Here is a 21,879-nt window from a genome sequence, read left to right as displayed (position 1 = left end):
TCTATGAAGTTCCCTTTAATAAGTTACCACCATTATAGTAACTTATTAAAGATTAAGAGTCAAAAGATAATTTAAATTCTTTCATTTTTCAGCTTCTCCTACTATTAATTGTTTTACACATCATATTGCAAAAGAGGTAATAAACGATCCTTTAAAACCGTTGATGGTGTCTCTCCTATTAACTTTGCTCCCATCTTCATATAATATCCTTTTGCATTCGGATCACTATCAATCGTAAAGCTTTTTAGACCTAATTCATTTGCTTTTTCTATTACATACTCCCAAAGTATTTTCCCGTAGCCTTTCCCTTTGTAAAGAGGATGAATGTATAGGAAATCGAGAGCTTTATCATTTCGTAAAAATGAGAAAAATCCAATCTTCGTATTATCGTTCTCTAAAACATATACAAAATTATTTTTTATGTACTCTTCTGTAATTGTTAAATCTTCCTTACAAGCAAGTATGAATTCTTCACTATAGTTCCACGTTGCTTTTGAATATAGTGCGAGTTCACTTAATTCATTTGCTTCACTTAATAACGCTTCTCTTATCTTCATGATTCTTTCTCCTCACCTTCGATATGTAGACTATTAAAATGATTCGAAAAGTAATTAAAAAAACCTTTTATTTTCATAAATTAGAAATTACTTTTATAAATCTTTATTATAATCAGTACGTTTTGTAACAATTTATATAAAGATAAAGAACGCCATCCCTGAAAGGTGGCGTTCTCTTTTTTTAAATTTAATCTTGAAACTCAATCATCCTTTTTACTATTTCTTGCAATACACATCTATACCGTTTCTACTACCGTTTCAAGCATTGTTCCCTTTTTAGCATAATTCGTATGCCAAGAAAAAGCTTTCTCTAAAATATGAGGAGTTTGTCCACCTCTTGTTTTCGCTTCCTCATAATAAGATCGTAGTTGATCACGATACATTGGATGTGCACAATTCTCAATAATGAGTTCCACTCTTTCACTTGGCGCAAGTCCTCTTAAGTCAGCATACCCTTGTTCAGTAACGATAACATCTACATCGTGTTCCGTATGGTCTACATGGGAAACGAAAGGAACGATACTTGAAATGTTACCACCTTTCGCAATCGATTTAGTAACAAAGATAGCTAAGCGGGCGTTTCTTGCAAAATCACCAGAACCACCAATACCGTTCATCATTTTTGTACCTAAAACGTGAGTAGAGTTAACATTTCCGTATATATCTAATTCTAGTGCAGTATTAATTGAGATTAACCCAAGGCGACGAATAATTTCAGGATGATTAGAAATCTCTTGTGGGCGCATCATTAATTTGTCACGATATTTTTCAAAGTTGGAAAAGACTTGTTGCATTTTCTCTTCAGAAAGCGTAATTGAGCAGCAAGAAGCAAAATTAACTTTCCCAGCATCCATTAGATCAAAGACCGCATCTTGTAAAACTTCAGAATACACTTCTAAATCTTCAAACTCAGAATCTAGCATGCCGTGCAATACTGCATTAGCAACTGAACCAATTCCCGATTGTAACGGCGCTAAACGATTTGTTAATCGGCCTACTTTTACTTCTTTTCGAAGGAACTCTATTAAATGCTGTGCCATAATAACAGTTTCTTCATCCGGAGGAACAATTGTCGATGGTGAGTCTAGTTGGTTCGTAAACACAATCCCTTTCACTTTTTCAACATCAATCGGAATGCCGATCGTTCCAATTCGATCATCCGTTTTCACAATCGGAATTGGAAGCCTTTCTCCTTGTTTACCTGGTTCATATAAATCATGTAGCCCTTCTAGCTGCGCGGATTGAGCCATATTCATTTCAATAATGATGGACTTAGCATTTAAAGAAAACGCTAAAGAATTTCCTATTGAAGTCGTTGGAATAATCATGCCATCCTCAGTAATCGCAACCGCTTCCAAAATGGCAAAATCTATATCCATAACATCAGCGCGAAGTAACTCTGCTGTATGAGACAAGTGCTGATCCACAAATAAAAAGTCTCCATTATTAATCCCTTTTCGCATAGTCGCATCAGCTTGGAAAGGCAATCTTTTCCTTAAAATTCCTGCTTCTGCAAATAATTTATCTACATCAGAACCTAAAGAGGCACCAGTATAAACATTTACTTTAAAAGATTTATCATTCTTAACTCGGTTTACAAGCGCAAATGGGACTGCTTTCACATCACCTGCACGTGTAAACCCACTTAAGCCTAAAGTCATTCCACTTTCAATCCATGAAGCTGCTTTTTCAGGTGTAACTACGCGATTTTTCAGACGTTGATCCCTAATTCTATCTAAATTATTCTCCATATGTAATCCCTCTCCCTGTGAATATTCATAATTATTTTACACTTTAACAGTATCCGAATAGGGATTTCAGTATACAATGCCGAAAATTCAGATAAAACAGCGAATCTAGGTTCTAAAGCAGAATAATTTAGAATCCTAGAAGCTTACGAAAATAACTGGCGTATGATTGACTAACTGGTACCCTCTCTCCGTTATCCATCGAAAGTACAAAAGTAGAATGCGTATCAGGATATATCGCTTTAATATGATTTGTATTTACAATAAAGGAACGATGGCATCTAATAAATGAATCTTTCGGAAGTAAGTATTCGAATTCTTGCAGAGAGTATTTATGTGTTCCTGTTAACTCTTCTGAATTCACATACGTCTTTTTATCTTTCGCCTCTAAATACATCACCTTTGAAAAAGGAACCGGAATCCAGCCGTCCGTTGTTTTTAAAGTAACGACTGACTTTCCATCCGTTAAAGCGGGATAAATAGCTGTCACGCAACCTTCAAGCTTTCCATTATTGGAGAATGGCACGGCCATACCATGATAAGGAATACCAAAAACATCTCGATTAATAAACTCAGAGGTTTTTTGGTTCGTCACCATTGCTTTATGAGCAATCGTCCCTTCCTTTATAGGATCACCGGCGCTAATCTTTAAATCAATTCGTTTACTTGGCCGATAGTATATATATTCTTTCGTATTCGATACAGCAATTGAAATTTCATCTGAAAATAATTCCCCAACAACATCTAATAGTAAACCTAATGTTTTATCTTCCATTCTATTAACACCTCATTCACTATTATACTACTATTACGAATAGGTATCTGTTGCTTAATAAAAAGTTTGATTTTAAGTTACTTTTAAAATTAGTTTTATTCACTATTACTTCGTTACTACAAAAAACCTCACTTCAGAAAAGTGAGGCTTCCTCTCATACAATATTTCTTTACTTTTTTAACGACTTTAGTAACTTTTTAACAAAATAAATTGAATGATGCGAAGCAGATACACAATTATCTTCAAACACTTCAATACCAGACGCTTCTTCTGTATCTGTTATTGATCTCACTGCTAAAAACGGAATCGTATTTGCATAACAGACGTGAGCTATACTTGCAGTTTCCATATCTACACAAAGTGGATTGTATTTAGCGATTATTTCTGTACGACCACTTTCACTTATAAATGCCTCTCCAGTAACAATTTTTCCAAAGTAAATATTTTGAACGAATTGATTTTTCTCGACCACTTTTTGGCTTAATTCAAGAAGTGAACGATCCGTTTTAAAATAGACACTTTCCATCCACGGATGATATTCAGTTAATATTCCTTCATCAACATCGTGATATGCTATTTCTGTTGAAATTACTGTATCCCCAATTTTCAATACTTTGTCGATTGCTCCCGCAACACCTGTTACAATAATATGCGTTACATGAAACTTATCTACTAATATTTGAGCTGCAATAGCTGCATTAACTTTACATACACCACAATACAATGCAACAACTTCCACATTTTCATATGTCCCACTATGAAACGTTAACATCGCAAGGTTCGTTATTTCCTTATTAGTCATCTCTTCAATAAATGGCATAATTTCATCTTCGGATGGGCCAATAATTCCAAATCTCATATATTCATCTCCTTGAAACTGTTTCTATATTTTTTTGAAGCAAATTTTTAAAAATTCTTTGTCTTTATCTCTAACAAATTTATAAATACAAGCCCAAACTACAAACGGTTTGGGCTTAGCTTTTTCATCTATTATGCGCATTTAACCACGAAATCAAATCTTTAAATACTTCATCTCTATTCACTTCATGGAACATTTCATGTCTTCCATTTTCATATAAACGTAGTGTCACATCTTTCACACCACATTTTTTATAGTTTTCGTATACTTCTTTTACACCTTTCCCCATATCTCCAACAGGATCACGGTCTCCAGAGAATATATGTATCGGAAGGTTTTTTGGCGTTTTCTTGTATTCTTCTAGTTTATTTACTTCTAATACACCAGAAAATAGTTCTCGATAAAAACTCGTCGTACAAATGAATCCACATAACGGATCTGCAATATACTTATCAACTTGATTCGTATCTGAAGATAACCAATCAAAACTTGTACGATTTGGCTTGAAGTTCGAATTAAAATTTCCGAAAGATAAAAAGTTTAACATCGGACTTTTCGTCTTTGCCCCGCGTAATTTCATTTCAATTGTTGCTACTTTATGCCCAACAACTCCTAAAAACCCTGGATTGCCACCAGTTCCTGAAATAAGAAATCCATCATATAACTCGCCTCTAAGCTGCACAGCTCGTCTTGATAGGAAAGATCCCATACTATGACCTAGTAAAAACAATGGACATGATTGCTCTTCTTTTATCATTTCCGAGACAAAGATGACATCAGACACAACATGACTCCATCCTATATCCGGTTCAAAATGACCATAATCTTCTTCTCTTTTCACTGTTTTCCCATGACCTTTATGATCATGCGCATAAACACCATACCCTGCTTCTAATAACGCAGCAATAAAGTCTGTATAAACACCTGCATGTTCTGTCATACCATGTGCAATTTGAATAATCCCTCGCGGATCTCTTTCTGGTAGCCACTTACGTAAATAAATTTCCGATCCATCCAATGCCGTAACGAAACTTTCCTGTACGTTCATTTCGTCAGCCCCCAACTCTATTATGTATATCAAAAAATGAATATCCATTCATTATACTTATTATGTATTATATGCAATTGCCTTCATTATGACAAATGACCCACTTTTCCAATTAGCTCTTAAACTAATATATTGACGAACAGAAAATAAAATTATATAGTTACTTACATAAAGTAATTATTATATTTTTGGGAGGTTTCTATTATGATGCCATCATTATTTTTAGCACACGGATCACCGATGCTTGCTATTCAAGATACAGACTATACAAGGTTTTTAAAAACACTTGGCGAAACATACAAACCGAAAGCAATTGTTATTTTCACCGCTCACTGGGAAAGCGAAGTATTAACGATTTCTTCATCAGATAACGAATATGAAACAATTTATGATTTTGGAGGTTTTCCTCCTGAGTTATACGAAATCAAATATCGTGCGAAAGGCTCTTCTAACATTGCATCTATGTTAGAAAAAAAATTTAAAAACAAAGGTATTCCAGTCCATCATAATATGACGAGAGGTTTAGATCATGGCTCATGGACACTCTTGCACCGTATGTATCCAGAAGCAACTATTCCTGTCGTCCAAATATCAGTCAATCCATTCCTTCCTGCAAAAGAACAATTTGAAATTGGTGAAGCACTAAAAGGACTTGGACAAGAAGATATTTTAGTAATCGGTAGCGGTGTTACCGTTCATAACTTACGAGCTTTAAAATGGAATCAGACTACACCCGAACAATGGGCAATTGAATTTGATGATTGGATTATTAAACATATGCAGACTACTGATAAAGATGCATTATTTAATTGGGAGAACAATGCCCCTCATGCACAATTAGCAGTACCAAGAGCAGAGCATTTCGTTCCTTTATTTATCGCTATGGGAAGTGGCGATAATAACGGTGAAGTCATTCACCGTAGTTACGAGCTTGGTACATTAAGTTATCTATGTTTCCAATTTTAAAGAAAAGGATGAAGCAATCGTTGCTTCATCCTTTTTCTTTTTCATTCACTTAGTTAACTAACTTCCAAATGTCGTTTCTCTGATACCTCTTCGTTCTTATTGTGAAAATAAACCCAAATGCACGCAATAAATAATAATGATGAAGTAGAAAAGAAAACATATTGGAAGCCCGCATGTGCTGCAATTTGTCCACCAAGTACTGGTCCAATCATATTTCCTAAAAACTGAAACGATTGATTATACCCAAATATTCTTCCCGTTACATGGGTTGGTGTATGTTGTTTTAGTAGAGTTTGTACGGAAGGTAATAGTCCTGCTTGTGCGATACCTAATAAAAAGCGAAGAATTAATAGTTGCCAAGCTGAGGTTACAAATGCTTGCGGAATAAAAATAATTCCTGCAGCAAACAACGCCACAACTAACGTTTTTTGAGGACCAATTTGATCTGATAATCTACCTAGCTTAGGAGCTGCCATAATAATAGCTAAACCCGTCGCAGACATGACTGCGCCTGCAATCATTTCAATATGAGCTGTTCCTGGACCTTCTAAATTCTTTACATACAATGTAATAATAGGTTGAATTGACATATTCGCAAGTTGAATAATAAATGTTGTTACAAATAAACTAATAATTAAATGCTTTGCTGGAACCATCGTCCATACTTTTTTCGGTTGTACTTTTTTTGCTTGAGCGAAGTGATTCTCTTCATGTAGGAAGAAAAAAACGATGAGAAAAGAAAGGAATAAAAAAGCTCCTGTAACAAGAAAAACATGGCGCATTCCAATTAACTCAGACAAATATCCTCCAAGTAACGGGCCAAGTAAAGAACCGCTCACGCCCCCAGTTGAAATTGTGGAAATTGCCCAACCTGAATGCTCTTTCGGCGTTTCTGCTGCAATAAATGTCATCGCTGTTGAAAGGAAACCAGATACTGCTCCCATCAAAAATCTTAGTGCGACTAGTTGATACACATCCGTTACAAACCCCATAAGCGTCATAATAATCGCCATACCAAGGCTCGCACGAATTAGCATCAATTTCCGTCCATGTATATCACCAAGCTTTCCCCATATTGGTGATACGATCGCACCCATTAAAAATGTTACACCAAATGCAAGTCCCGACCACTGTGCAATACTAGAAGTGCCAGTCACACCTAATTCCTCAATATAAAAAGATAAAAAAGGAATTACTAAACTCATACCGGCTGCAGTGGTAAAACAACCTAGCCAACAAATCATTAAATTTCGTTTCCAGCTGGCCATTTTCACACCTTCTTTCTTTAAATACCCATTCTACACCCTTTCTTGTAAAAAGTTTAGTAATTTGCTTTATTTGTAAAATTCACTACAAAACCCGCTATTTTCCAGTAAAAAGCACTATATCTCTACATTATTTTCATAATAAAACCAACTCTCATATATGGAGTTGGTTACTTATCCATTATTGGTATTAAACGAGCATTACAATTTCTTTCATAAAACTCAATCGGACCTGCTTGTCCAATAATCGCGTATTCATATCCATCCTGCTTCATACTATATAAACAACGATGTAACAATTGCCTCCCTATACCTTTCACACGATTTTGTTTCGCTGTGCCCATTGGACCAAACAATCCTTTCTTTCCTCTCACTACATCATAACAAGCGAAACCTACTATTACTTCTTCTTGTTCTGCTATATAAATGGGTAAATTTTCTTTATATGTACGAAATCCATATTCTAGTGAACGTAACCAACGTTCACCAAATTCCTCATTAACAAAGCTTGCTAATTTTTCAAAATCAGAAGGGTTAGCTCTTCTAACATGACAAGTTAAATTATTATGAATTGGAATAAAGCTTTTTAAATCAACAGCTAAATCTCTTGGTTCAGCTGTAATACGTAATATATCTTCTTGCATTTGTTTATGTATATATTCATCAACATCTGTATCTACACGAAATAATGCATATATAATATGTCCTTCGTTGATTAATACTTGTTGAAATCTTTCCATACGTTTCTTCGCTATTTGTAGAATTTCTATCGTCTTATAAGAGAATTTATATTGCCCTATTTTTATATACTCTTGATCATTTAAATCGAATTGTTTTCTTAACGATAATTTTTCTAAAAAATCCGTTCCTACTTTACGAAACAAATACATATATAACTCGCCGCAAACCCCTGTACCTTCTTTACACATACCTATAAACAGATGGACCGGGTGAATTATGTTACATTCACTCTCTTCCGCTGCAATCTCCAATATTTTATGAACACGTTTTGTAAATTGAAATTCCTCCATATGTATCTCCATCCCCTACTACTTTACTATTAAACCGTAACCATAAATAAGTGAAACTATTATTTCGACTACCAATATACCTGGCAGTAAATTTGCCACCTTAATTTTAATAACACTAAGTAAGTTCAATCCAATAGCGGCTATCATAATACCACCTGTTGCTGTCATTTCCACTATAAATTGATTCATTAATTCTTTCGGGACCAAACTATTAATTTGTGTTGCAAAAACTGCGATACCTCCTTCGTATAAAATAACTGGAATCGCCGAAAATACTACGCCAATTCCTAAAGTTGTCGTTAATATAATAGAAATAAATCCATCGATAATCGCCTTTGTAAATAAAATATCATGATTTCCGCGAATCCCGCTGTCGAGTGCACCAAGTATGCCCATCGCACCAATTGCAAAAATTAAAGTAGCTGTTACAAACCCTTCTGATATGCTCCCTTTTCCTTTCGATCCAACTTTATTTTCTAGCCAATCTCCTAACAGCTTTAACTTTTCCTCTAGTTGTAGCCATTCCCCGATGACGGTACCAATAACTAAACTTAAAATGACAACAAGAAAGTTTTCACTTTTCAATGCCATTTGAAGTCCAAGCACAGTAACCGCTAAACCGATTGCATGCATAATTGTTCCCTTCATACTTGCTGGAATTCTACTAAATAATTTGCCAAGTAAAGTACCAAATATAATACAAATCCCATTTACAACTGCTCCTAATATAACCATCTCTCGTTCTTCACCCTTCGAATTCTTTATTTCTATATTTTGGTTTATACATTGATTTACAGGTTATCTATATGTTAACTTAATATTGAGAATATTAACAAATGTTTTTCGCTACATAAACCGCAATTTTTTGTAGCAATACATAAAGTGAAACTTTAATCAACGGAAATTTTGCTGCCCACAAATAGCGGGATAAACTCAAAAGGGACGGTATTTATGAAAACTTTACTAAAACGATTTTTGTTAATAGCCTTTTGCATTACACCAATTGTTGTATTAATTAACCACTCTTTTACTTCAAAAGCGAAAGACAAATCCGATTTCCAAAACAAATCTAGCAAAACTGCTTCAACAAGCGACAAGAAAATAGAAGACCCGGAAATTACACTCACCTTCTCTGGTGATACGATGTTCGATTGGCAATTACGTCCGGTAATCGAAAAAAACGGGGCTGACTACCCATTCCAACATGTAAAAGAAGAAATAACAAAAGCTGATATTTCTTTCGTTAATTTAGAGTCAGCATTTACAACGAAAGAAAAGAAAGCACCTGGACAACTGTTTTGGATTAAAAGTGATCCATCGACGCTTCAAGCTATAAAAAACACCGGATATGACATCGTAAATATTGGGAATAATCATACACTTGATTATGGTCAAGAGGGATTATTAAATACAATCTCTCACGTAGAAAAATTAAAGTTCCCTTACATTGGCGCCGGAAAAAATGCAAAAGATGCATATACGGCACGAGAAATGACTGTAAAAGGAAAAAAATTCAAATTTCTTTCCTTCGTCCGATTTATGCCTGATTTTACTTGGGTAGCTGACGACAATAAACCTGGCGTTGCGAATGGATATGATTTAAATCTTGTAACAAAAACAATTAAAGAGCAAAAGAAAGATGCAGACTATTTAATTGTCTATATGCATTGGGGTGTTGAAAAATCAAATCGTCCGGTAGATTATCAAAAACAATATGTAAATAAAATGGTTACAGCAGGAGCCGACGCGATTGTCGGAAGTCATCCACATTGGTTACAAGGGTTTGAATATTATAATAACGTTCCTATCGCTTACTCATTAGGAAACTTTTTATTCCCAAGTTATGTGAATGGAAAAAGCGCTGAAACTGGCGTATTAACTTTAACGTTTAAAGGAAAGGATGTCCAAATGTCATTCAATCCTTATATCATCCGCAACAACCAAATTTCCCCTGTAAATGAGGAGGAAAAGAGAAAAGCTCTACAATATTTACAAACGATTTCAACTGATGTAGAAATTGATGAGGCAGGGAAAATAAAAAATAAACGCAACTAGACAGCGCAAGATAAATTTCTCTGTAACATACATTAGAGGATAGGTGATGAATATGCTAAAAGACTTATTAGAAAATATAAACCTCTTAGAAAACATCTATAAAATGTCTATAGCAATCCTACTTTTATGTTCCTTTTATTCTGTGAAACTATTTAAAAAAATAAAGCGAGAGCGAAATCTTACTCCCTTTGAATTTACAATGTATGTAATTATTCGCATTGCGATATTTTTTTGGTTAGCTAGCTTTATTCTTCTTGAATTTAATGAGTATCTAGTTTAACTTTAAAAAAGATAGAACAAGCATTATATTTCCCCGCTTGTATCTATCTTTTTTTATTTGGATGCTAACTCTTTCCTTCTATTAAATAAGTAAATCAAACAAAACAGGATTTTTATTAAGCTCCATAAATTGAATATTATTTTCTTTAAAACGAATAATTAATTGCTCATAATCTTCTTTATGTTTTAATTCTACGCCGACTAACGCTGGACCATTTTCTTTATTATGTTTCTTAATGTATTCAAAGCGCGTAATATCATCTTCTGGACCTAATCCTTTATCAAGAAATTCTCTTAGTGCACCTGAACGCTGCGGGAATTCAATGATAAAATAATGCTTTAATCCTTCGTAAATGAGAGAACGTTCTTTCATTTCTTGCATTCTATCAATATCATTATTTCCACCACTTAATGTACACACAACTGTTTTTCCTTTTATTTCATCTCTGTATAAATCAAGCGCTGCAATAGATAGTGCACCAGCCGGCTCAGCTACAATTGCATTTTTCTTATACAGTTCTAAAATCGTCGTACAAACCTTTCCCTCTGGTACTAAAACAATGTCATCAATTACATCTTTACAAGTTTTAAATGTTAACTTTCCTACCTTTTTAACAGCTGCTCCATCAACAAAACTATCTATTTTCTCCAATGCGACATTTTCATTTTGAAGAAAAGCCTCTTTCATAGATGCAGCTCCCATTGGCTCTACACCAATGATCTTTGTAGCAGGACTAACACCTTTTACATATGTACCAACACCTGATGCTAATCCACCACCGCCGATTGCTGTAAAGATATAATCAACTGGTTTATCCATATCATGCATAATTTCAACTGCCACTGTTCCTTGACCAGCAATAACATATGGATCATCAAACGGATGAACGAACGTCATTCTATTTTCCTCACAATAGCGCTGTGCTTCTTGGAAAGAGCTATCAAATGTATCACCAACTAATACAATTCCCGCGAAATCACCACCGAAAAATTGTACTTGTGATACTTTTTGTTTAGGTGTCGTCGTCGGCATGAAGATTCTTGACGGAATCTTCAATAAATTACACGTATAAGCCACTCCTTGTGCATGATTACCAGCACTGGCACAAACAACGCCGTTTTGTAATTGTTCTTTCGATAAACTTTGAATTAAATTGTATGCACCACGAATTTTGAAAGAGCGAATTAATTGTAAGTCTTCTCTTTTTACATAAACGTCACAATCATATTTCTCAGATAAAACTGTATCACGTTGTAACGGTGTTTTAATAACGATATCTTTCATGCAATTATGAGCCATTAAGATATCTTCAATTTTCACTCTCTCCTTTACCTTCTGCACCATTTCATATCATCCTTATCTCTTTTAAATTGGCTCAATCGAAATTCGGGATTTTTAGAACTGCACCTGTATTCGCCGATGTTACCATTTGTGCATAACGTCCAAGCCAGCCAGTTTTCACTTTCGGTTCTGGTCGTTTCCATTCTTTTTTACGCTTATCTAATTCTTCATCACTAACTCTTACTTCTAACAATCTTTCCTCAACATCGATACAAACGATATCCCCTTGCTTGAGAAGTGCAATCGTTCCGCCCGCAGCTGCTTCTGGCGAAATATGCCCTACCGAAATACCACGTGAAGCTCCAGAAAAACGACCGTCCGTTAATAGCGCAACATCTGCACCTAATCCCATACCAGCAATCGCTGATGTTGGTGCTAACATTTCCGGCATACCAGGGCCGCCTCTTGGTCCTTCATAGCGAATAACAACTACATCGCCTTTCTTAACCTTTCCAAGCATAATGCCCGCAAGCGCCTCATCTTGTGAATTAAAAATAACGCAAGGTCCTTCAAATCGTTTTACTTCGGTTGCCCCACTTTTAATAACTGCCCCATCTTTCGCAAGGTTTCCTTTTAATATACGTAATCCCCCTTCTTCACTATGAGGGTTTTCGAGAGAATGAATAACTTCCTTATCTTTAATCTCTGCATGAGCAATGTTTTCTCTTAACGTCTGCCCAGTAGCCGTTATTCGGTCTAGATGAAGTACCCCTTCTTTTCGGCTCATCTCTTTCAAAATTGCACTAATCCCGCCCGCTCGATCAATATCTTCCATATGCCAATTGGAAGCAGGGCTTACTTTACATAAATGTGGTACACGTCTTGAAACGGCATCAATGCGGTTCATATCGTAATCTAAACTCGCTTCTTGTGCGAGAGCTAATGTGTGCAATACTGTATTCGTTGATCCACCCATTGCCATATCAAGCGCGAACGCATCATCAATCGCTTCTTCCGTTACAATGTCTCTCGGTTTAATATCTCTTTCAATTAAAATTTTTAATTTCTCTGCTGCTTGTTTAATTAATTCTTCACGTCTTGGATCGATGGCTAAAATACTCCCGTTACCCGGAAGCGCTAAACCTAACACTTCACATAAACAGTTCATAGAGTTTGCTGTAAACATACCCGAACAAGAGCCACAAGATGGACAGCCATGATCTTCAATATCCTTTAATTCTTCTTCTGAAATTTTACCAGATTGATAAGCTCCTACCCCTTCAAAAACGGAACTAAGGTCAACCACTTCCCCTTTAGAAGTTTTCCCCGCTGCCATCGGACCACCTGAAACAAAAACAGTTGGAATGTTAATACGAAGTGCAGCCATCATCATACCCGGTGTAATTTTGTCACAGTTTGGAATACAAATCATGCCGTCAAACCAATGTGCATTTACAACCGTTTCTACTGAATCTGCAATAATTTCACGACTCGGAAGCGAATAACGCATACCGATATGCCCCATCGCAATACCGTCATCTACTCCAATTGTATTAAATTCAAATGGAACCATACCTGCTGCACGCACTGCTTCTTTAACAAGTTTCCCAAACTCATTTAAGTGTTTATGACCTGGAATAATTTCAATAAAAGAATTACAGATAGCTATAAACGGTTTATCAAAATCTTCATCTTTCAAACCAGTTGCTTTTAATAAACTACGATGCGGCGCTTTATCAAAACCTTTTTTAATCATGTCACTTCTCATCTTGTCAAATCCCCTCTTACGTATTTTTCACTTACAATCACTTACTCTATTTCTTTACCAGTTCTTTCGGTGCATGAATCCAGCTCATCATTTCACGAAGCTCTTCCCCTACTTTTTCTAACTGATGATTTTGCTCTGCTCTTTTCATCGCATTATATGTTGGACGCCCAGCTTGATTTTCTAAAATCCATTTCTTCGCGAATTCACCTTGCTGAATTTCTGTAAGAACACGTTTCATTTCTTTCTTCGTTTCATCTGTAACAATTCTTGATCCTGTTACATAATCTCCGAACTCAGCCGTATCTGAAATAGAATGGCGCATGTTCGTTAAACCACCTTCGTACATTAAATCAACAATCAACTTTAATTCATGTAAACATTCAAAGTATGCAATTTCAGGACGATATCCACCTTCTGTTAATGTTTCAAAACCAGCTTTCACAAGTGCAGTTACCCCGCCGCAAAGCACTGCTTGCTCTCCGAATAAATCTGTCTCCGTTTCTTCTTGGAATGTCGTTTCAATTACACCTGCATGTGTACAACCTACACCTTTTGCATACGCAAGCGCTACACTTAATGCCGTGCCTGTTGCATCTTGATGTACTGCGATTAATGCTGGAACACCATTCCCTTCTTGGAATACACGGCGAACGAGATGACCTGGACTTTTTGGTGCGACCATCGCTACATCTATATAACTTGGCGGATTAATTTGTCCGAAGTGAATATTAAATCCATGTGAGAAAAGCAACATTTGTCCTTCACGGAGATTTTCTTCTACTTCTGCTTTATACACATGTGCTTGCTGTTCATCTGGCAATAACATTTGTACAACTTGCGCGGTTCGAACCGCTTCTGAAACAGACATTACTTCAAATCCATCTGCTTTTGCTACTTCAAAAGACTTACCCTGCCTAACACCAACTACAACTTCCACACCAGAATCACGTAAATTTTGTGCCTGCGCATGACCTTGAGATCCATAACCAATTACCGCAATTGTTTTCCCTTGTAATAACTCTACATTTGCATCTTTCTCATAATACGTTTTCATATTCCATACACTCCTTATAATTTATTTACTTGCAGTACATCAATTAATTTTTTCAACTGACCAACAAGTAATGTCGCTTCATTTTCAGTACAAACCGCTGTGAGTTTCATTTCAGAAACACCACTAGTATCTCTTTCGTTTAAATGTAAAGAAGAAATATAATAACCACGCCGAGCAAAAATCCCACTTATACGTAATAAGACGCTTGGCTCGTTATGAATAACGAGTGAAAAAGTATGACTCATTCTTCCCACCTCTTCATAATCATTTCGTTATTCCCTTTGTTTGGCGGAACCATTGGAAATACATTTTCACCTTCTTCTACACAAAAATCAACTACGACAGGACCCTCATGAGCAAATGCTTCTAACATCACTTGTTTCGCCTCGGTTGAATTTGTCGCTCTTAATCCTTTCACTCCATAAGCTTCTGCCACTTTCACAAAGTCTGGCGATCCAATTTTTGATTCTGACAAACGATTTTCATAAAACATTTCTTGCCATTGCCTTACCATCCCTAAAAATTTGTTATTTATAATAAATACTTTTACAGGGATGTTATTTTCAGCAATTGTTTGTAATTCTTGAATGTTCATTTGAAAAGAAGCATCGCCTGCAATACAAATGACGAGTTCTTCTTCTTTCGCAAGCTGAGCACCAACTGCCGCCGGGAAACCAAACCCCATCGTTCCTAGTCCGCCAGATGTTAGAAAAGTCCGTGGGTTTTTCGCTTTATAAAAATGCGCAGCCCACATTTGATGCTGTCCTACTTCTGTCGTAACAATCGCTTCACCGTTCGTTAATTCACTTACTAGACTAATAACATGCTGTGGTTTTAACTCACCTTCTTTTTGATTGTAGGAAAGAGGATATTCCTCCTTCCATTCCTCTATTTTCGTAAGCCATTCATTTGTTTGTGTACGAATTGGCATATGTAACAACATGTGTAACGCTTTTTTCACATCTCCAACAATCGGATATTCCACAGTTACATTTTTATGGAACTCCGAAGGATCTATATCAATATGTACCTTTTTCGAATGCGGAGAAAAGAGTTCTAATTTTCCTGTTACACGATCATCAAAGCGAACACCCAAAGCAAGTAGTAGATCACATTCTGTTACTGCCATGTTTGCAGCATACGTTCCATGCATGCCGAGCATTCCTAAAAATAATGAATCTCCCGGCGGATATGCACCAAGTCCCATTAAAGTGGAAACGACAGGAATACGGTTCTCCCTCGCAAATTTGATAAGTTCATCAGATCCACCCGAATGAATGACACCTCCTCCAATATAAAGAAGTGGGCGTTTTGCTTCGAAAATTACTTTAGCTACCTCTCTAAGCTTCCTACTGTCTGGCATAGGCTCTAATTTGTACCCTGGAATCTCAATTACTTCATTATAAAAACTTGTTACATTTTCATTTTGAACATCTTTTGGAATATCAATTAATACTGGTCCTGGTCGCCCGCTTTCGGCGATGTAAAAAGCTTCTTGTACAATACGTGATAAATGATTCACATCACGAACTTGGTAATTGTGCTTCGTAACAGGTACTGTAATCCCGACAACATCTGCTTCTTGAAATCCGTCTTTTCCGATGAGAGGTTTTGCAACTTGCCCTGTAATAACAACTAAAGGAATCGAATCCATATAAGCATCCGCTAAGCCCGTAACTAAATTTGTCGCCCCTGGTCCAGAGGTAGCAAAGACTACCCCGACCTTTCCAGAAGCTCTTGCATATCCTTCTGCCGCATGAATGGCAGCTTGTTCATGACGAGTTAAAACGTGCTTCAAACCACTTCCATATAACGCATCGTATACTGGCAAAATCGCTCCGCCCGGATAACCGAAAACAGTCGTTACACCTAAATTCTTCAAACATTGAATAACGTGTCCGGCACCTGTCACATCTTCACACTGTAATTTCTCACGTGTTGTATGCTGCTCCATTTTAATTAACTCCTCTCCCTATCTACAGTAAGCTCTCCGCCAGTCCTGGAAGACGTACGCCTCTTTCTCTCGTTAACTTTTTAAATTCCTCTGTCAATTGTTTCGTTACACTTCCTGGTTTTCCATCTCCAATTTCTCTTGAATCAACTTTTACAACCGGAATTAATTCTGCTGCCGTTCCCGTTAAAAATACTTCATCAGCTACATATACGTCATGACGAGTAAACGGTCTTTCCTCACACCGAATATTAAGTCGCTCACATAGCTCGATAACACTATTTCTCGTAATCCCTTCTAGCGCTCCTAAGTAAGAAGGAGGTGTTAACACTTTTCCATCTTTCACAACGAAAACATTATCTCCAGATCCTTCACAAACATATCCTTGTTGATTTAACATAAGGGCCTCTAACACTCCTGCTTGTGCCGCTTCAATTTTCACAAGTACGTTATTTAAATAGTTCATTGACTTAATACGTGGATCTAATGCATCTGGCGTATTACGTCTCGATGCAACAGATACAACGCTTAGTCCATTATCGTAAAATTCCTGTGGGAATAACTTTAATTGTTCTGCAATGATAATAACGCTCGGTTTCACACAACTTCTAGGGTCGAGCCCTAAGTCACCTTTTCCTCGTGAAACAATTAAACGAATGTAAGCATCCGCATACTCATTTTTTTGCAATGTTTGTAAAACCGCTTCTTCCATTTCTTCAACCGTCAGCGGGATTGTAAGTAAAATAGATTTTGCCGATTCATATAATCGTTTTACATGTTCTTTTAAACAAAATACATTTCCACCGTAACTACGAATCCCTTCAAATACACCGTCTCCGTATAAAAAACCGTGATCATATACTGAAACAACTGCTTTTTCTTTTTCTACAAATTCCCCATTCATATAAATGTACTGGTTTCCCATCTCACATCGCTCCTCTTTTTTCTCTCTATTTTTGCAATCTATTTCTAAATCGATTGCTGAGATGAGTATTTTAACAGAATATTCAGTATATATACCTTAAAAATATACTCGTCTCAGCAATCGATTACTTACATACTTGTAGCAATCCATTGCTGAGACGAGGGAATCGTGGTACCACTCAGCTTCCTTACACTTCTCACGAAATATAAGCTCTGCAAGTCCAATTAGACTTTTGTTTTTCTATCGGAAACAACTCCGCTACTTTTTACTTGTTTCAAAAGTAATGCTCCAAGGTGATCTTCAATGATTAAATTGTTACCACCCTCACAGCTTTTGGGCAGCTCTCTGAAACAATTCTTATCATTTACTCTCCTCTTCTACGCATTCTCTTATTCTATTTTTTAAAATAAAAACTCTCGCCTCAGCAATCAACTACTACAATTTAGTAGCTTTGATTGCTGAGGCGAGAGTTTCGCGGTACCACTCAGCTTCCTTATACTTCTCGCGAAATATAAGCTTTGTAGGTCCAATTAGACCCCCGTCCTTTTACCGGAGACGATGCCGTCGCCCTCTACTCAGTTTCCCTTTCGCAAGCGATGCTCCGAGGTGATCTCCAATGATTCGATTGTTACTACTCTCACAGCCTAGGAGTAGCTCTCTGAAACGATCATAACCATCTACTTTCCTCTTCTTTGCATATGCAACATATAAAGTTAGAAAATTCTTAATTCATTTTTATTTGTTAAACGTATTATAGGACGTTGTTCTTTTCATTGTCAACATGTTTTTAGAAAAAAATTAAAATTCATTCTATTTACTAGAAATCTATTTATTTTTTCTCAAAACAAAATCGGAATGAACTTCTTACACATACTCATATATTACTTAAGTATGTTCGCATTACTACATAAAGAAAAACTACTGACAAACATATAAAATTTATGGGGAGATGAGAAAAATATGTTAAAAGGAAAAGTGGCCTTAGTTACAGGAGCAAGCCGAGGAATTGGACGTGCTATTGCAAAACGTTTAGCAAACGACGGTGCATTAGTTGCTATTCATTACGGAAATCGAAAAGAAGATGCTGAAGAAACTGTTTATGAAATCCAATCAAATGGCGGATCAGCTTTTTCTATCGGTGCAAACCTTGAATCTTTACATGGTGTAGAAACCCTTTATAGTTCTTTAGATAGCGAATTACAAAAAAGAACTGGTAGTACTAAATTTGATATTTTAATAAACAACGCTGGAATTGGTCCTGGTGCTTTTATTGAAGAAACGACTGAACAATTTTTTGATAGAATGGTTTCAGTTAATGCAAAAGCACCATTCTTTATCATCCAACAAGCTCTATCTCGTTTACGTGACAATAGCCGAATTATTAATATTTCATCCGCTGCCACTCGTATTTCTTTACCTGATTTCGTTGCATATAGTATGACGAAAGGTGCTATTAATATAATGACTTTCACGCTAGCAAAACAGCTCGGAGCACGAGGAATAACGGTGAATGCAATACTTCCAGGCTTTATACAAACAGATATGAATGCGGAACTCTTGAGCGATCCAATGATGAAACAGTACGCTACTACTATTTCCGCTTTCAATCGCTTAGGTGAAGTTGAAGACATTGCCGATACCGCTGCATTTCTTGCTTCCCCAGACAGCCGCTGGGTTACTGGTCAATTAATTGATGTGAGCGGAGGATCTTGTTTGTAATTTTCTAATCTACTTACGCAAAAAAAGCCAGCATTTTTGCTGGCCTTTTTCACTGTGTAAAACGATATCCTACTCCCCAAATTGTTTCGATATATGATTTATCGAATGGATCGAGTTCAATTTTTTGACGAATATTTTTCACATGTACAGCAACCGTTGCTGCATCACCAATTACATCCATCCCCCATACAATTTCAAAGAGACGACCTTTACTAAATACTTGATTTGGATGTTCTGCCATACAAGTTAATAAATCAAATTCTTTTCCTGTTAGCATGATCTCCATCAGCTTCTAACTTAGGTGAAGGAGTATCTCCTACATTAAAAGAAGGTGTTGGATAGTCTCCATATCCATAAACTGGTGCTCCTCCTGTATGTCCATGTGCATAACTCGGAGACCATCCCTCTCCATGAGTATAAGATGGCGCTCCGCCATGATTTCCATGTGCATATGCAGGCGCTCCTCCTCCATCCCCTACTGAAGCCGCTTGAACAATACCTCCACCATTTCCATGAGTAAAACCAAAAATTCCAAATCCTAAAACAGATAAACCTACGACTGCTGTACCGATTTTTCTTTTCATAATCGCTCTCCTCTATGTGTATTTCATGTTAATTGACATATTATGGATATCAGTCGTGATGAAAATTCGACTCATTTCATTACCATATATTTATACTTCTATGTATTTTTTTGTAAAACCTTCTTGAAATCTGAAGGAAATAGTTATTTTTTGTAAAAACCCAAATGTAGTAACAAATCTGAAAGAACCCGAACTCCAGCGGGTTCTTTCTTTTATTCCTCTTCTTGTAAATCTATTTATTTAAATGTAAAATTATAAATAAGTTCTAAAAATTCGAATCGAGGTGAAAATCATGAGAAGTTTTGACTCATTAATGATTTCTACTGTCTGCTCAGTACTTCTTGTAATTTGGAATGCCTATGAATTCTATAACGGATTCACAACAGGGCGCACATACTACTGGATTAATGGCATCGGAGCTGTTATCTTCCTTCTATTCTTTATCCTCAACATGCGAGATTTCAAAAAGAAAAACTACAGAACCTCATAACAATAGGAGTTGATACATATGTGGAAAAAAATTAATAATTATAAGTTTCATCTAAAAGATTTGAAATTTATGACTTGGCTATTTCCAATTGTCGGTTTGTTATATGCCTATGAATTCTTCTCTGGGCTAATGTACCACCAGGAGGTTCGTTGGCTTAAGTTAATATGCATGGCGATAATGCTTATAGGATTTATGGATATTAGAAAAAAGCTTAAAAACAAAGATTAATTTCCCCATTTTTAACTAGGGTGTGTCTAAAAACTGTTGTTCATTGTGTTAATCGAAAAATGGCAGCGATATACACAAAGGCTAAAAAAGAAGATGCCAGCTTATCATAACGTGTTGCGATTCTACGGAAATGCTTGATTTTATTGAAAAAACACTCCACTAAATGGCGTTCTTTATATAAATACCAATCCACATTCCAAGGAGCTTTCGCATTTGACCTGGGTGGAATGGTATAGGTTGCTTCATGATCGGTAATATAGTTACGAATCGTATGAGAACCATAGGCCTTGTCACCAAGAATATTGCTGCCCTTAATCGGTATTTCATCCAAAAGCTCGCAAACAGGAGTGCTATCAAAAATATTTCCGCCAGTCAAATGAAATAAAATGGGGTTGCCTAAACCATCAACAATTGCATGGATTTTGGTAGTTTTTCCACCGCGACTCATGCCAATATGCTGATGACACTCATGATTTACAGCCTTTTTTTTGCACCAGCACTATGTTGATGCGCTTTGATACTGGTTGAATCTATGCTGAGGTTTTCAAGATCCGGTTCAGCATTTAATTCTTGAAAAATAGTCAGTAAGACACCTTCATCACGCCATTTGCAGAAGCGAGCATACACGGTTTTCCATAATCCGTAATGGTCCGGCAAATCACGCCAGGGAGCGCCGCTCCTAGCTATCCATAAAATAGCATTGAACATTTCACGATTACTCCTTTTAGGCGGACGACCAGTAAAATACGGTGGGAAAAAGTCTTTGATTTGTTCCCATTGTTCATTTGTAAGTTCGTAGCGGCGTGGCGTCATAGAAAATACCCCTCTCTAAATGATTTGAGGTAATCCTATCATAGAAATAGTTTTTAGACACACCCTAGTTAATAGAGAGAAATAAAAACAAAAGGAAGAAGTTCTTCTTCCAAGGTCAAGACCACTCTCAATCTTCTCGTTTATACTCCGTAGAGCTGGCTCAATACTTCGGCTACTTAATGTCATTTTCGCCTTGTTCCCCCTTGGAGATGGGCAGTTAGTTTTGGCTAACTGCTCCTTTATTTATAACAATGATAAAATTATTTCAAATGATTCTTCTTTATTTCTCAATATAAAGAGCCTTGGATTTCTATTAACACTCCTGTAGTATATAAACAAAGAGTAAGGTAAGAGTTACTCTTTGCCATTTTAGAAGAGGTTCTGTTGGAGACAACAGGACCTCTTTTCATATAGAGATTGTTTTGTTTAATTTTTTACCATTAGACACAAAAATATCTTATAATCCTTATATATAAAATTAA

General features: G+C 36.3%; 21 protein-coding genes, 2 pseudogenes and 1 other annotated feature. Of the genes and pseudogenes, 6 read left to right on the top strand and 17 right to left on the bottom strand.

Annotation, left to right across the window (positions count from 1 at the left end; genetic code table 11):
• Nucleotides 1-113: 113 nt before the first annotated feature.
• The 5 genes from QCI41_RS27830 to QCI41_RS27810 form a co-directional block, all read right to left on the bottom strand.
• On the bottom strand, nt 114-557 hold the full coding sequence (locus tag QCI41_RS27830) for a GNAT family N-acetyltransferase (RefSeq protein WP_353836127.1): 444 nt from the start codon (nt 555-557) through the stop codon (nt 114-116).
• Between the two features lie 236 nt (nt 558-793).
• Nucleotides 794-2,308, bottom strand: a complete 1,515-nt coding sequence (locus QCI41_RS27825; protein ID WP_353836128.1) for a succinyl-CoA:acetate CoA-transferase ScpC — start codon at nt 2,306-2,308, stop codon at nt 794-796.
• Nucleotides 2,309-2,435: 127 nt separating this feature from the next.
• Entirely contained in the window at nt 2,436-3,080 is a 645-nt protein-coding gene (locus tag QCI41_RS27820; RefSeq protein WP_353836129.1) for a LytTR family DNA-binding domain-containing protein, read from the bottom strand.
• A 169-nt stretch (nt 3,081-3,249) separates the two neighbouring features.
• Nucleotides 3,250-3,939, bottom strand: coding sequence for a 5'-methylthioadenosine/adenosylhomocysteine nucleosidase (locus QCI41_RS27815; RefSeq protein WP_353836130.1), 690 nt, complete (start codon nt 3,937-3,939; stop codon nt 3,250-3,252).
• Nucleotides 3,940-4,063: 124 nt separating this feature from the next.
• A complete protein-coding gene (locus QCI41_RS27810) occupies nt 4,064-4,987 on the bottom strand; it encodes an alpha/beta hydrolase (protein WP_353836131.1) in 924 nt (307 codons plus the stop codon).
• A 204-nt stretch (nt 4,988-5,191) separates the two neighbouring features.
• Here QCI41_RS27810 and QCI41_RS27805 point away from each other — a divergent pair, with 204 nt between their 5' ends.
• Nucleotides 5,192-5,953 (top strand): DODA-type extradiol aromatic ring-opening family dioxygenase, encoded by a 762-nt coding sequence (locus QCI41_RS27805; RefSeq protein WP_353836132.1) that lies wholly within the window; start codon nt 5,192-5,194, stop codon nt 5,951-5,953.
• A gap of 53 nt (nt 5,954-6,006) precedes the next feature.
• Here the strand turns inward: QCI41_RS27805 and QCI41_RS27800 are convergent, their stop codons facing one another.
• The 3 genes from QCI41_RS27800 to QCI41_RS27790 form a co-directional block, all read right to left on the bottom strand.
• Complete coding sequence (locus QCI41_RS27800) at nt 6,007-7,221, bottom strand: multidrug efflux MFS transporter (protein ID WP_353836133.1); 1,215 nt, start codon at nt 7,219-7,221, stop codon at nt 6,007-6,009.
• 167 nt (nt 7,222-7,388) lie between these two features.
• Nucleotides 7,389-8,261, bottom strand: coding sequence for a GNAT family N-acetyltransferase (locus QCI41_RS27795; RefSeq protein WP_353836134.1), 873 nt, complete (start codon nt 8,259-8,261; stop codon nt 7,389-7,391).
• A 6-nt stretch (nt 8,262-8,267) separates the two neighbouring features.
• Nucleotides 8,268-8,984 carry a DUF554 domain-containing protein gene (locus QCI41_RS27790; protein ID WP_353836135.1) on the bottom strand — a complete coding sequence of 239 codons (717 nt, stop codon included), beginning with the start codon at nt 8,982-8,984 and terminating at the stop codon, nt 8,268-8,270.
• 216 nt (nt 8,985-9,200) lie between these two features.
• On the opposite strand from QCI41_RS27790, the gene QCI41_RS27785 reads away from it, so the two are divergent.
• Nucleotides 9,201-10,304: a CapA family protein gene (locus QCI41_RS27785; protein WP_353836136.1), complete on the top strand. Its 1,104-nt coding sequence runs from the start codon at nt 9,201-9,203 to the stop codon at nt 10,302-10,304.
• A 52-nt stretch (nt 10,305-10,356) separates the two neighbouring features.
• Nucleotides 10,357-10,584, top strand: a complete 228-nt coding sequence (locus QCI41_RS27780; protein WP_353838792.1) for a hypothetical protein — start codon at nt 10,357-10,359, stop codon at nt 10,582-10,584.
• A gap of 81 nt (nt 10,585-10,665) precedes the next feature.
• On the opposite strand, the gene ilvA is transcribed toward QCI41_RS27780, so the two are convergent.
• The 6 genes from ilvA to ilvE are packed head-to-tail and all read right to left on the bottom strand — an operon-like array spanning nt 10,666 to nt 17,563.
• Nucleotides 10,666-11,928, bottom strand: a complete 1,263-nt coding sequence (gene ilvA / locus QCI41_RS27775; RefSeq protein WP_353836137.1) for a threonine ammonia-lyase IlvA — start codon at nt 11,926-11,928, stop codon at nt 10,666-10,668.
• Nucleotides 11,929-11,959: 31 nt separating this feature from the next.
• A complete protein-coding gene (ilvD, locus tag QCI41_RS27770; protein WP_353836138.1) occupies nt 11,960-13,633 on the bottom strand; it encodes a dihydroxy-acid dehydratase in 1,674 nt (557 codons plus the stop codon).
• Between the two features lie 46 nt (nt 13,634-13,679).
• The gene (ilvC, locus tag QCI41_RS27765) at nt 13,680-14,687 is read right to left on the bottom strand and encodes a ketol-acid reductoisomerase (RefSeq protein WP_353836139.1); all 1,008 of its coding nucleotides are present in this window, start codon (nt 14,685-14,687) and stop codon (nt 13,680-13,682) included.
• A 14-nt stretch (nt 14,688-14,701) separates the two neighbouring features.
• Nucleotides 14,702-14,932, bottom strand: coding sequence for an ACT domain-containing protein (locus tag QCI41_RS27760; protein ID WP_000019914.1), 231 nt, complete (start codon nt 14,930-14,932; stop codon nt 14,702-14,704).
• Nucleotides 14,929-16,641: an acetolactate synthase large subunit gene (gene ilvB / locus QCI41_RS27755; protein WP_353836140.1), complete on the bottom strand. Its 1,713-nt coding sequence runs from the start codon at nt 16,639-16,641 to the stop codon at nt 14,929-14,931. Before ilvB ends, QCI41_RS27760 begins: the two co-directional genes overlap by 4 nt.
• Before the next feature lie 22 nt (nt 16,642-16,663).
• The gene (gene ilvE, locus QCI41_RS27750; protein ID WP_353836141.1) at nt 16,664-17,563 is read right to left on the bottom strand and encodes a branched-chain-amino-acid transaminase; all 900 of its coding nucleotides are present in this window, start codon (nt 17,561-17,563) and stop codon (nt 16,664-16,666) included.
• 150 nt (nt 17,564-17,713) lie between these two features.
• Nucleotides 17,714-17,952, bottom strand: a binding site (T-box leader).
• A 571-nt stretch (nt 17,953-18,523) separates the two neighbouring features.
• On the opposite strand from ilvE, the gene QCI41_RS27745 reads away from it, so the two are divergent.
• The gene (locus QCI41_RS27745; protein ID WP_353836142.1) at nt 18,524-19,282 is read left to right on the top strand and encodes an SDR family oxidoreductase; all 759 of its coding nucleotides are present in this window, start codon (nt 18,524-18,526) and stop codon (nt 19,280-19,282) included.
• A gap of 49 nt (nt 19,283-19,331) precedes the next feature.
• Here the strand turns inward: QCI41_RS27745 and QCI41_RS27740 are convergent.
• Nucleotides 19,332-19,565: pseudogene (locus QCI41_RS27740) on the bottom strand (winged helix-turn-helix domain-containing protein); the annotation flags it as partial.
• A pseudogene (locus tag QCI41_RS27735) lies at nt 19,558-19,866 on the bottom strand (hypothetical protein); the annotation flags it as partial. The pseudogenes QCI41_RS27735 and QCI41_RS27740, both read right to left, overlap by 8 nt.
• A gap of 292 nt (nt 19,867-20,158) precedes the next feature.
• Here QCI41_RS27735 and QCI41_RS27730 point away from each other — a divergent pair.
• Together QCI41_RS27730 and QCI41_RS27725 are read left to right on the top strand one after the other, a co-directional pair.
• Nucleotides 20,159-20,356 (top strand): hypothetical protein, encoded by a 198-nt coding sequence (locus QCI41_RS27730; RefSeq protein WP_353836143.1) that lies wholly within the window; start codon nt 20,159-20,161, stop codon nt 20,354-20,356.
• An 18-nt stretch (nt 20,357-20,374) separates the two neighbouring features.
• A complete protein-coding gene (locus QCI41_RS27725; protein WP_353836144.1) occupies nt 20,375-20,584 on the top strand; it encodes a hypothetical protein in 210 nt (69 codons plus the stop codon).
• A 40-nt stretch (nt 20,585-20,624) separates the two neighbouring features.
• Here the strand turns inward: QCI41_RS27725 and QCI41_RS27720 are convergent.
• Nucleotides 20,625-21,397 (bottom strand): IS5 family transposase gene (locus tag QCI41_RS27720; RefSeq protein ID WP_483299041.1). Its coding sequence is split into 2 segments (ribosomal slippage): nt 20,625-21,067 and nt 21,067-21,397, totalling 774 coding nucleotides; the frame shifts between segments, so codons are not numbered across the junction.
• Between the last annotated feature and the right edge of the window lie 482 nt (nt 21,398-21,879).

Origin of the sequence: Bacillus cereus group sp. MG4, assembly GCF_040460055.1 — a bacterium.
In the GTDB taxonomy this organism is placed as follows: Bacteria; Bacillota; Bacilli; order Bacillales; family Bacillaceae_G; genus Bacillus_A; species Bacillus_A wiedmannii.
This window is presented reverse-complemented; position numbering and strand designations above follow the sequence as displayed.